This window comes from Niallia laureatilytica, from assembly GCF_046613985.1.
Classification (GTDB): Bacteria; Bacillota; Bacilli; order Bacillales; family Cytobacillaceae; genus Niallia.
Genome location: NZ_JBKKHP010000002.1, coordinates 364,030 through 376,760, shown reverse-complemented (window position 1 = coordinate 376,760; position 12,731 = coordinate 364,030). Strand labels below are relative to the sequence as shown.

The window sequence follows — 12,731 nt, the reverse complement described above, 5'->3', positions numbered from 1 at the left end:
GCTTATATAGTTAAGATACCAAGGCAGCAGGCTGCATGCCTTGGCACAGGAGTTCATTTTTATCGGCCGCCGAAAAACTTTCTAAATTTCTCTAGTTCTTCTTTGCTATATTCCTTCGTTTTATCAAAATACGGATTGTCCTCTAAAGGGTCTTTTGGATCTAGATTTGTTTTCATTGAAAAAGCTGCTTGGTTCAAGCCATCTCCAATAAGACGATCATCAAGGCTGTTAAAATCAGGCATTTTGTCATTTCCCATCATTGCACCTCCCAACCTTTTTAGGGTGGGCGTTTCCTGCTATTTTATGTAGAAGGCCTGCTTGTTCCTCTAATATGATTCACGTTGACATTAAACAAACCTTAGAAAATAATGGTTTCATTATACTTTTTGAGATCTTTTCTAGTCAAATAATTATAAGAAAATTAAAATTATTTAAACTATTAATTTTTATTATAATAAAAAAAGCTCCCACATCAAAGTGAGAGCTATTATCTTAAATTATACGAGTAGTTACAATTCCTTCAATTTCACGGATTTTTGCTTCTAATGAAGGGATGATATCGCCAGCCACCTCATTGTCAATATCAATCATCGTGTATGCATATTCACCACGGCTTCTGTTAACCATGTCAGCGATATTCAAACTGTATCCAGAGATTGCCATCGTGATTTGTCCAACCATATTCGGCACGTTTTTATGGAATGCTGCGACTCTCTGCTTGCCTGTATAAGGAAGATATACATTTGGGAAGTTAACGGAATTCTTAATATTCCCTGTTTCCAAGTAATCCTTCACTTGGCGTGCAGCCATAATCGCACAGTTTTCTTCTGATTCCTGTGTTGAAGCACCTAGATGAGGCACAGGAATTGTATTTTTCATTTTCAATACATTTTCATTTGGAAAATCAGTGATATATCTGCCGACTTCGCCATTTTCAAGAGCAACCGCCATATCGATTTCATTTACCAGCTCTCCGCGGGAGAAGTTCAGAATTTGAACACCTTCCTTCATGATGCTGAATGCTTCTTTGTTAAACATCCCTTTTGTATCATTAGTTAATGGTACATGAACAGTAATATAGTCGCTTTCTGTAAACAGCTGCTCAATTGTCATCGCACGCTGTACATTTCGAGAAAGATTCCATGCTGTATCAACAGAGATGAATGGGTCAAAGCCGATTACATCCATATCCAAATCAAGAGCATCGTTGGCAACAAGTGCTCCAATCGCTCCTAAACCGATAACACCAAGTGTTTTTCCTTTAATTTCTTTACCGACAAACTGCTTTTTACCTGCTTCAACAAGCTTTGGAATTTGGTCGCCTTCTTCTTTCAGGTTTTTCGCCCAAGCAATACCATCAAACAGATTACGAGAAGAAGCCATTAAGGAAGTCAGAACCATTTCCTTTACTGCATTTGCATTTGCTCCAGGTGTATTGAAAACGACAATTCCTTTTTCTGTGCAATTTTCAACAGGAATATTGTTAACACCTGCACCTGCACGAGCAATCGCCTTTAATTTGTTCCCAAATTCCATAGAATGCATATTATAACTGCGAGCTACAATCGCATCAGGATTTTCACTGTCATTATCAATGATAAAATTCTCTTTCTTAAATACGTTCAATCCGCTGCCTGCGATATTATTCAAGGTTTTGATTGTTTTTACTTTGTCTAAAAGGGTTGTGCTCATGTAAGTTGCTCCTCTTCCCATAAAATAGTTTGCAAAATTCTTTGCTATTTGACCAAAAACAGCCCAAAATCTCTTCCAATAAAGAGAAAGAGGCAAAGGAAAAAGAGAAAGCTTTATTCCCTTACCTCTGCCCAGGCGAACGGCATCGACACTATGTGCTCCCCTACGGTTAATCCCGCGTTTCGCCAGTCACACACAGCCTTTTGATTTCTTCTAATTTAACAAATTCTCCAGTAAGATTCAATGATTATTTAAAAATTCACCAAGTTTATTATTTTCCAAATCCCAAGCCATTTTACTGGAATAACTTTATATTTCTATTAATCGGGATTCTAAAGAATAAGCTCACTAACAGATTATTTTGTATAAATCAGTCTACGCCTCTATTCTACAGAGAGAGCTATGTCTATTTTTAATCTAATTAGTCGAAGATATCTTCTTTGAGGATTTCTATCGCGGAAAAACAGTGTAAAGGCATCTCTTCATTAAAGTATGCTGTTCCTTTAATTTTGGACCAGCCTTTATGCTGCCATTTTAACTGCCAAATGCTTTTTAGATGAAGCATGCTCTTACTCGAAAAAAATGCTATTATGGTACCATTCGAGTTACAGGAGGATACTCATATTGAAAAAGGTAGTTCATGTAGTTGCAGCAATTATAGAAAACGAACGAAACGAAATATTATGTGCCCTTCGTTCACCTGTTATGTCTCTTCCGAACAGTTGGGAGTTTCCTGGAGGAAAAATAGAAGCTGGTGAAAATGCATTTCAAGCATTAGAAAGAGAAATCATGGAGGAACTTGGCTGCCAAATAAAAGCGACCGATTTATTTCACGAAAATACGCATGAATATGAGAGCTTTATTATTACCCTAACTTGCATAAAGGCAACTATTATTTCTGACAGCCCAAATGCAAAGGAACATTCTAAATTAATTTGGCTAAAGAGAGAGAATCTTGAATCATTAAAATGGGCTCCAGCTGATATTCCAGCAGTACATAAATTGATAAATGAATACATCTGACAATATTAATTAAGGCTTTATTCTGGAAATTAGGTCTGAAATTAAGCGACTTGATTGATAGAAAGCTGGCAATAGGACCATCATTGTTAAGATATCACTTTGTTTATACACAGAAACAAAAAACAGATGAACCAATTGTTCATCTGTTACGGAATTTTATGATTTTGCCGCAGGTAAAACTCCCGCTTCTGCTAAAATCTCCTTAACTTGTGAAATCTTCTTTTCATTAAGTGGTGCTGACGGTGGCAGAACATATGTAGAAATGTCGAGGCCGCATTGCTTTATTGCCTCCTTTATAACATTTACAAATGGGCTGTCAAGCTTGTAAAGCTGCGGAAGTATAGCTAGCTGCTTATAAAGGATGGAGGCCTTAACAAGGTCGCCGTTTAAAAAGGCACGGTAAATGCCGATGGAAATTTGCGGTGCGAAGTTGCCGCTTGCAGATATCGTTCCATCTCCGCCAAGCTGAAGCGTATTTAAGAGATGGTCATCATAACCGCATAAAACAGAAAAGTGAGGATGTTTACGCTTTACTTGCATTATCATATCACGGATATGCCCGATAGAATCAACGGTTTCTTTAATGCCAGAAATATTGGGATGATCGTCGACAAGGCGGGCCACAAACTCAGGGCTTAAATCCTGGCCGGTAAGGTTAGGAAAGTTATAGAGGAGAACAGGAATGTCAACAGACTGGGCAATTTTGCTGAAGTAACCATATAGATTGTCATCAGTCAGCTTCCAGTAAAAAGGATTGATGACCATAACGCCATCTGCCCCTATTTTTTGGGCATGTACACTTAATTCTACCGCTTCCCTTGTATTGGTGCTGCCAGTGCCAATTAACACAGGCACTCTCCTTTTTACATGCCTCACCGCAAACTCAGCTGTCTGTAATCTTTCCTCCCTAGACATCTGACTGAATTCCCCGCCAGTCCCCAGAAACAGCAAGCCGTCAACACCTGCTTCAATCAGCCTGTCAATCAACTGTGCCATTTCCACTTCACTCAGCTTGCCTTCTTCGTCAAAAATCGTGGACACAGGTGGAATAATTCCCTTGAATTTGTTCAATTTGCTTCCTCCTTTACCTAATAATGTAATCTGATTATACCAGCAGATTTTCCCAATTGTAAACCCTTACATATAACTAAAAATAAGCATGAAAAAAGTCTTCATGCTTACTTTGTTATTACCCTTTTATATCTTTCAAAAACTGAATGACAGCTTCTTCTTTCGTCGCCCAAGACGTTACTAAGCGGATTGCTGATTTATCTGCATCCGTTTTTTCCCACACTAAGAAAGCATACTTGTCTTGCAGCTTTTTGATCTGATCATTGTGCAGAATCGGAAACAGTTGATTGGTTGGAGAATCAATAAGGAAATCAATATTCTCCTTATGCAGACCTGTTCGTAAAAGACTTGCCATGTTGTTAGCATGTTCAGCAAGCTCAAAGAAAAGATTATCACGGAATAACTCTAAAAACTGAATTCCTAAAAGTCTGCCTTTAGCAAGCAGTGCTCCTTTTTGCTTAATATGATAACGAAAATCCTCTTTCAAGGAATCACGAATAATCACAAGCGCCTCACCAAGCAAGGCACCGTTTTTCGTGCCTCCGATATAGAATGCGTCCACTAAGTGGGGCAGGTCGCTTAATTGAAGATCGTTGCCGTCTGCACATAATGCAGAACCAAGTCTGGCTCCATCTAAAAATAGCAAAAGATTATGGCTGTCACAGAAGCTTTTCAGCGCTTCTAGCTCACTCTTTAAATAAATAGAGCCAATTTCTGTTGAATTGGATATGTAAACAAGCTTTGGTTTAACCATATGTTCATCAGTATGTTCGTCCAACACTTGCTGAATATGTGCTGGTGTCAGCTTGCCGTCCTCTGTATCAATGGCAACAACTTTATGCCCTGTGGCCTCAATTGCTCCAGTTTCATGAACGAAAATATGACCGCTAGTTGCAGCAATTGCCGCTTCATGTGGTCTTAAAAAGGCAGAAATCGCTGTCAAATTTGTTTGTGTGCCGCCAGAGAGCAAATGAATATCTGCATCTGCATGGCCCATTTTTTCCTTTAAAAGTTTCACCGCTTGTATTGTGTAGCTGTCTTCTCCGTAACCAGCTTCTTGTACAAGATTTGTTTCTATTAGTGCTTGCAATATATTTGGATGGGCACCTTCACTATAATCATTTTTAAAGCTGTACATCTTTTGCCTCCAGTCTGGCAATACAATAAACATATTGCCTAGTTAAAAATAGATATCTACACTAATTATATTCGTTTTCCTAAATAAAAAAAATCCCATTGTTTTAAAATGGGATTTCTTTCTATTAAACTGCAACTTCATCTTCCCATTTCTTTCCTGTTCTCTTTTTGGAAGATAGCTTATTTGCAGTTAGTGTAATCAGAAAAGCAACGACAAGGGGAACAACCATTGCGATAATAAAACCTGCAATGTTATTGGAAAGGAATGGTGCTGTAAAGGATGGAACATAAGCTGTTCCTCTTACATTGAATAAGCCGACAAGACCTCCGCCAATTCCTGCTGAAACAAGTGCTCCGCCAAAGACGATTTTATTGGAGAACATGAACGGATACGCTGATTCTACAAATGTCCCAAAGCCCATATTGATTAAAAAGCCCGGTGCAGCTACAGCACTCTCTCCTCTGTCTCTTGGCGCAACGATGTTCGCAAGATTAATTCCTGCAGCCACCATTACTAAGCCAACCATATCGACAGCTCCTAAAAAGCTGTTTCCTGTTTTCTCCATTTCGAGCAGCACAATTGGCAAGATTGCTGCATGATAAACCCCGCCTAAAATTGCAGGCCATATGAGCACGCCTGCTAGTACACCGGCAAGTATCGGATTAAAAGCTACCGCTTGTTCAATAACATCCTTAATAAGGTTGCCAGCCTGTAAAGCAATCGGACCGATTAAATAGTAAACGAATAAGCCAGCAATTAGTCCCGATAAACCGCCGCTGACAATATTGACAGTCGTGATTGGGAATTTCCACTGTATGCATTTGCGGAAGAAAAATTGTACAAGAAGACCTGCTGCAATCCCGCCGATTATTCCGCCAATAATACCGCCTTGAACAGACAATATCCCAGCAATAACACCCGCGATAATAGACACTTCATCCAGTTCAGAAACCTGTTTAGCCGCTATAACTGCAAGCATTACTGGTAAGGCATTTATCATTAAATCAAATATGTCACTTAATCCTTTCAGCGCTGGAATCTGGCTAATAGCGAGAATAAGCGCCATTGCGATAAAGCCTGGCAGTGATGAAACCATAATGCCCCTTATATTAATGTTTTTCCACGGAGCTGTATTTGTTGCTTGCGTCTTTTCGTATGAGCCGATGATGGGATTAAATTTTATGTTCCAATGCTTACACAAGGAGGATATGAACGAAATGGCTCTTGTTCTGCTTGTTGATCCTGTCGTACCAGAGGAAGAAATAACATTGGCGCCCATTACTGTCATTGCAGCCATAGAGGTTCCTCCTGTACCGACAATTGGCAGCTTTCTCTCAATGGCGGCAGCTAAAGTCTCCTTGTTAACAGCTTTTGTGTCAGCACTCATCGCAATGATGCCGTCCACTTCCCCTTTTCTAATACTTGCTGCAATCATGTTATCAAGCTTTGCTGCTTCAAGATTAACCTCTTTTAAAGAAGCCTCAAACAAAGATAGCACCTCATTGTCTTTATAGCCGTAAATAGCCGCATTCGTATGGTCCTTTGCTGTATCCATCGACTCTTTCGCAGCGATAAACTGGATATTAGCTACATTCAATCCAGCTGCATGTGCTTGTTTTAATATTTCTTCCAATAGCTGTACTGGTTTTGCGCCGCCGAGGTTAAACAGATTTCCGCCGCTGCTGCCAATAATGACAATATTCTTCATTGCACATCATCCCTTTAATTAATATATGTATAAATAAACACTTCTTTAGTTTGGTAGTTTGGTAAAGTGCTACCATACTAAAATAACATATACAGGTTAAATTCTCTAGTTATTTTTTGATAATTTAGAAGTATTTAAATTCATAAAAGTGTCATAACTTGTACACCTTTGCCGAAATAAATAAATAAATAAATATATAATTAAACTAGTAATATTCTCCTTTTTTATTAAATAAAATCAAAAAAGCCTGTCACTTCTCTCAAAAAGTGACAGGCTTGCTTTTATATTTTATACAAAATTGCGCCGCTAACTAAAAGAACAGAACCTAACAGCAAGAAGTTAAAAATGCTTGTAGCTGTATCAGGCAGGCTGTTGCCTTTTTGCTCTTGGTGTGTGTTTTCCTCTTTCACTTGCTTATTTGTTTCATGCTTTTCTGTTTCTTGTTTTGGTTCCTCTTGTTTTACAGGAGTTTCATTGTTTATCTCTTCACCTGCTGAAACTTCCTCCTGCTCATCTGAGTCCTCTGCTTGATCATCCTGTGCAGGCGGTGTCTGCTCCTCCTCTTCTACAGCTTCCTCGTAATCAGCAGTTTTTACGAAGGAGAAATCATCCAAGCTTCCCCATGCGCCAGCGTTCGCCTGAATGCTTGCACCGATCGTAACAGTTCCATTCAATATAAGAATATCGCTGATTTTAGGATCTGCCCAAATATTCCACCCAGTAACATTAGTTGGCACATCATATTGTTTATCATTCGTTTTTACATACAGCTTCATATTGGCAGCAGCTGCATCTCCGCCTTGAATGAACATGGAAGCATCATAGTAGCCTGGAGTCAGTCCTGTGATTGTCTGTTCAACAGTAAAGTCTACACGGTCTGCTGAATAGAAATGCAAAGAATGTTCACCAGATTTAGCATCTGCGGGATTTTTTAGAAAATCGGCATGTGGTGCTAAATCATTCGGATACGTAATTTTCCACATGCTTTTATCTGCCTCTTCAAAGCTTGGATTTTGCACAAAGTTTTCCGGTTTAATTGTAAGATTTGCCTTAACTGACAAACCGCCCTCTACTGTCCCGTTAATAACATACTCACCGATGCCTGCATTAATTGCCTCGATTAAAGCTTGCTCATCCCAAGTGACAGCAATCGGCCCTTCTGTGCCATCATTATAAACAGCTGTTACGGTTTCAGGGAGCTTGATGTCTTCCCCTGCTGCTGCCTCAATTGTAACGTCTGTCAGCTTCTCTATTTTAACTGGGGCAACTGCTCCTGTGTTCACGTATTTAAACACATTTAACGAAGCGAGCGGTTTTCCGTTAAAGTCGAATAATGCCTGGTTATCGACTGCACTTCCGCCAAACCACGCTCCGGCATCATGGGGATCATATTCTGCAGCATAACTTGACGCCCAGCCAGAACCGTATTTCTCCCATATGGCTTTATTTTGTGCTAACTTATCTGGGCTGCCGACTGGTATCCAGGCAGGCTCCCAATAAAACACGCCGATGCCTGCATCTCCCACATTAGCGACCGCTTCTATCACATCCCGGACCGCTGTTGCTTGTCCTTGAACAGTGACAGGATAATTTAATGTTTGTCCAGAGCTTTTTGGTGCTGTATTTTCATGGCCATCTCCATCAATACTTGTATATGTATAGGATGTTTCGGCGACCATTACTTTTTTACCGTATGTGTCTGCGACATTTTTCAAAACAGATGTTAAATTGCTTAATGACCCATGCCAAAATGGATAGTAAGAGCTTGCAAATACATCATAATCGACATTGTTATCATCGAGTGTCTTTGCTATTGATGCATAGCGGCCTGCTGTTTCCGGATTAGTGAAATGCAAGGCTGTCAGGATGTTAGGATCCACTTCCTTGATTGCCTTGCTGCCTTCATTAAACAGCTCAGACATTTTTGTCCAGTCCTTTTCGCCCACAAATCCACCTGTCGTTTCATTGCCGACCTGGACCATGCCGATGTTGATTCCTTCGTTAAGCAATGCTTGCAAACTGTCCTTCGTATACGAGTACAACGCCTTTTTCTTGTCTTCAAGACTTAAATTGGCCCAAGCTTTAGGTGCCTGCTGTTTAGCAGGATCTGCCCAAAAATCCGAATAATGGAAGTCTACTAACAGCTTCATTCCATTCGCTGTCGCTCTTTTTCCTATTTCCTTTGCTTTTTCCAAATCATTATTTCCGCCGCCATATCCGTTTCCGCTTGCATCATACGGATCATTCCAGATGCGGACACGTACATAATTAACGCCTGAATCTGCCAATGTTTTGAAAATATCCTGCTCTTGTCCTTCTTCATTGTAATATGTAACACCGCTGTCTTCTTGGGTAATAATGCTGGAAACATCGACTCCCTTGATAAAGTTATCGTTTAAGCCCTCAACTTTTTCAACGAAAATATCACTTTCCACTGGTTCCGTTGCACTGCCATCGACCTTTTTCAGAGAAAAGCCGTCCAAATAACCCCAAGTATTCGGCTGTCCTGCAATTTCAGCGCCAAACTCAAAGTTTGCTGTATCCTGAGACAGTTCAAACGTCAATGACTGTGTCTCCCAGTTGTTATAGCCTTTTGTAGCTGCCTGACTTGTTTTGCTTGAACCTGCGAATAACGCTACCTGTCCAGCTTCTTTATCTGCTCCCCCCATCGTTTGCACGGTTAATTCGTACTTTCCGGCAGGAAGTGAGGCAGCTGTTTGCTTCACTTTAAAGGTTTGAGCACTGGCATTGTCCTTTATCCAGAATTTCAAAGCATACTGTCCTTCAGCAGGTTTTATCCAAGTATCTTCTGCATAAGCAAAATGATGTACCTCAACCTGACTATCATCTAAATCTTGAAAGCTCCAAGAACCATCTGTCCAGAAGTCTGTTTCCATTCCACCATTCACTGCATAGCTGTTTTCTGCTGCTTTAGTGTTTGTCGGCATTAGACTTATCATTAATATCAATACATACAATAAAGGAAGTACTTTCCTCCATTTACCGCACTTCTTTTTCATCAACATCACCTTCTAATTGGAGAATTTTACAACAAAAAGAGAATACGAGTTACAGCACAGTGCTTAATACATTCATTTTTTTAAAATGATGCATGATACTCCTTGCTGTTCTCGCATTCTCTTCCTAAAAATTAGCCTTTTACTTTCTCTACTATTCTCACTTCATACTTATCTAGCTTTATACTGCCATGAAGCTGCTCACCAGTAATAACATCCTTTACTTCACTGCCAAGGACAACTGGCTGCGTATCTTCTGTAAAGTTCATAATAAAGAGATACTCTTTACCTTCATCTTGTCTTGCTTGAACAGATACTCCGCTGCCATGTGTTATCGCGTAATCTGGCTTTAATGACAATTCTTCAATAAGCTTGCCGTAGAAAGCACGATGAAACTCATCATCTAATCGGCCGCCAATATAGTAAGCTTTCCCATTCTCATAAGCATTGCTTGTTACTGCTGCTGTGTTTGCATAAAAATCTTCTTTATACACACCTTCCACATTAGCAGAGGCAATATTTACAACGGTTGCATAATCCTTCAGTACATAATCCTTTCCTTCGTAATGGACAGTGTTAGCATCTTTCGGATAAAGTGTATCTGTTTCAATTGGATTTAGGCCAAACATGTCTTGCAGATCTTGATGCCAGCCTTCCATATACGTTAAGTCATGCTCATTCACGATTCCGCTTATATATGTCATGATTAACGTACCGCCATTTGCTACATACGCTTTTAAGCGGGCAATCGTCTCTTCACTTGCTAAATAGAGCATCGGCACAATCAACAGACGGTATTTAGAAAAATCGTTTTCCTTTGTGATCACATCAACTGGAACATCCTGCTCCCAAAATGTGCGATAATGCTGCTGCAATGTTTGCGGATAGCGCTTCGTGTCTAATCCGTAGCCTTGCGCATCATTCAGCGCCCAGTTATTTTCCCAATCATACAGGATGGCTGTATCTGCTACACGATTTGTACCGACAATATCGGTCAGCTTTTCCAGCGTTGTACCGACCTTGGCAACTTCCTGGAACACCCGGTTATCCGGGCTGTTATCATGGTCAACAACTGCACCGTGAAACTTCTCTGACGACCCACGCGATTTGCGCCACTGGAAGTATAGAACGCTGTCAGAACCATGGGCAACCATCTGCATAGAAGAAAGCAAATGCATGCCTGGACGTTTCGCTTTATTGACTTTATGCCAGTTGACAGCACTTGGTGTTGACTCCATCAGCAAAAACGGCTGCTCTTTTAAACTGCGGAATAAATCATTAATGAAGCCAACCTTCACCGCTAAATCCGCTGTTGTTTCCCAATCATTATGCCAAGCAGGATATGCATCCCAGCTTATCACATCTACGTGACGCGCAAACTTGCTGTAATCAAGACTTTGGAATGGAATCAAATCAAATGTATCTGCCATCAAATTTGTAGTAATCGGAATATCTGGTGAAATCTCTTTAATTGGAACAATTTCATTCTCAAAAAAGTCAATTGTCTGGTCTGTCACAAATCGGCGCCAATCCAAGTTTAAGCCGTGCACTGCATTCTCACCGATTGGAGAAGGAGATTCAATCTGTGACCAGTCACTGTATGTGTGGCTCCAAAACGGCCCCCACCAAGCATCATTGACAGCCTTCAAGTTATTGTCGTACTTTTTCTTCAGCCATTGTCGGAAGGCTTCCTGACAGGTATCACAATGACATTCCCCGCCATATTCATTGGAAATATGCCACATCAGCAAAGCCGGATGGCTGCCGTATCTTTCAGCAAGCAATCTGTTAATCTGCTGTGTTTTTTCTCTATAAACACTAGAAGAGAAGCAGTGATTATGGCGCCCGCCATGGAGCTGCTTCCTTCTAGCGCCGTCAACACGCAGCACCTCCGGATATTTATGGGACATCCATGCAGGTCTTGCACCGCTTGGCGTAGCCAAAATCACTTTGCCGCCAATACCATGAATTCTTTCTATCACCTCATCAAGCCATTCAAAATGGTAGACACCTTCCTCTGGTTCCAAGGCGCTCCACGCAAATATCCCAAGCGAGAAAGTGTTTGTGTGGGACAGCTGCATCAGCTTAATGTCATCCGCTAAAATATCTGGACGGTCCAGCCACTGATCAGGGTTATAATCGCCGCCATGCAGCATAAATTTAGCATCTGTAACAAATGTTTTCTCTTTGTTTGCCATAAAAGTCTCCTTTTTGTTTCCTTATTTTTAGTTAACCTTTTGTTCCACCTGCAGTCAGACCTGATACAAAGTTCTTTTGCAGCAGAATAAATATGATGGCAATTGGAATGCTTATTAAAATGGCTCCTGCAGCGAATGTTGTATAGCTTGCACCCATCACTTCATTAACAAGATTATAGAGTCCAATCGGCAATGTGTAAGATTCCGGTGTGCGCAGGATAGTTGATGACAAAACGAAATCCCCTAACGGTCCTGTGAATCCATTCATTGCTACAACGGCAATCATCGGTCTTGATAACGGCATGAGGATTTGCCAAAAAATTCTTGTATTGCTTGCGCCATCAATTTTGGCACTTTCATCAAGATCCATCGGAATGGAATCCATATAGCCCTTCATTAAATACGTATTCATTGGTATTTGTCCGCCAATATATAGTAAGATCAAAAGCCAATGGCTGTTCATAAGCCCAAGAAGCTGAGCTAAAACGAACAAGGCAATCAATGCAGAGAACTGCGGAATCATTTGCAGCAGCAAGAACACTGTAAGTGCATTTTTTCTGCCTTTAAAACGGAAACGAGAAAACGCATATGCTGTGAACGATACGCTGATAACCGTTCCTATCATGGTAAAGACACTGATTTTTAGCGAGTTCATATACCAGTTGGCATATTGCAGACTCTCTTTGCCTGCGAACAGCTCTTTATAATGATCCAATGTCGGATTGCTCGGAATAATGGACGTACTAATAAGACTGTTGCCAGGATTAAAGCTTGCTCCGATTGTCCAAAGCAAAGGATAAATGATGATTACTGTCATAAAAGCTAAGATGCCATAGGAGACAAGGAGCCGAAAGAATCTTTTTTGCTTCATGTTTGTCTTCATC

The 12,731-nt window shown here is 40.5% G+C and carries 9 protein-coding genes and 1 riboswitch; of the genes, 1 reads left to right on the top strand and 8 read right to left on the bottom strand.

All coding sequences use genetic code 11. From position 1 onward, the window contains the following. Window positions 1-59: 59 nt before the first annotated feature. Both ACLIJJ_RS07035 and ACLIJJ_RS07030 read right to left on the bottom strand, forming a co-directional pair. Window positions 60-260, bottom strand: a complete 201-nt coding sequence (locus ACLIJJ_RS07035) for a hypothetical protein (RefSeq protein ID WP_233317127.1) — start codon at window positions 258-260, stop codon at window positions 60-62. Between the two features lie 232 nt (window positions 261-492). Next, on the bottom strand, window positions 493-1,692 hold the full coding sequence (locus tag ACLIJJ_RS07030; protein WP_411410702.1) for a phosphoglycerate dehydrogenase: 1,200 nt from the start codon (window positions 1,690-1,692) through the stop codon (window positions 493-495). A 122-nt stretch (window positions 1,693-1,814) separates the two neighbouring features. After that, window positions 1,815-1,895, bottom strand: a riboswitch (ZMP/ZTP riboswitch). Between the two features lie 421 nt (window positions 1,896-2,316). Here ACLIJJ_RS07030 and ACLIJJ_RS07025 point away from each other — a divergent pair. Beyond that, the gene (locus ACLIJJ_RS07025) at window positions 2,317-2,715 is read left to right on the top strand and encodes a (deoxy)nucleoside triphosphate pyrophosphohydrolase (RefSeq protein ID WP_233317129.1); all 399 of its coding nucleotides are present in this window, start codon (window positions 2,317-2,319) and stop codon (window positions 2,713-2,715) included. Between the two features lie 156 nt (window positions 2,716-2,871). On the opposite strand, the gene ACLIJJ_RS07020 is transcribed toward ACLIJJ_RS07025, so the two are convergent. From ACLIJJ_RS07020 to ganQ, 6 genes are all read right to left on the bottom strand, one after another. After that, window positions 2,872-3,786, bottom strand: coding sequence for a dihydrodipicolinate synthase family protein (locus ACLIJJ_RS07020; RefSeq protein ID WP_237941043.1), 915 nt, complete (start codon window positions 3,784-3,786; stop codon window positions 2,872-2,874). A gap of 118 nt (window positions 3,787-3,904) precedes the next feature. After that, complete coding sequence (locus tag ACLIJJ_RS07015; protein WP_237941040.1) at window positions 3,905-4,924, bottom strand: threonine aldolase family protein; 1,020 nt, start codon at window positions 4,922-4,924, stop codon at window positions 3,905-3,907. Window positions 4,925-5,048: 124 nt separating this feature from the next. Beyond that, a complete protein-coding gene (locus tag ACLIJJ_RS07010; protein WP_411410701.1) occupies window positions 5,049-6,632 on the bottom strand; it encodes a PTS sugar transporter in 1,584 nt (527 codons plus the stop codon). Between the two features lie 281 nt (window positions 6,633-6,913). Further along, entirely contained in the window at window positions 6,914-9,592 is a 2,679-nt protein-coding gene (locus tag ACLIJJ_RS07005; RefSeq protein WP_411410700.1) for a glycosyl hydrolase 53 family protein, read from the bottom strand. A gap of 191 nt (window positions 9,593-9,783) precedes the next feature. Then, window positions 9,784-11,847 carry a beta-galactosidase GanA gene (ganA, locus tag ACLIJJ_RS07000; protein ID WP_237941034.1) on the bottom strand — a complete coding sequence of 688 codons (2,064 nt, stop codon included), beginning with the start codon at window positions 11,845-11,847 and terminating at the stop codon, window positions 9,784-9,786. Between the two features lie 31 nt (window positions 11,848-11,878). After that, the gene (gene ganQ, locus ACLIJJ_RS06995) at window positions 11,879-12,730 is read right to left on the bottom strand and encodes a galactooligosaccharide ABC transporter permease GanQ (protein WP_233317135.1); all 852 of its coding nucleotides are present in this window, start codon (window positions 12,728-12,730) and stop codon (window positions 11,879-11,881) included. Between the last annotated feature and the right edge of the window lies 1 nt (window position 12,731).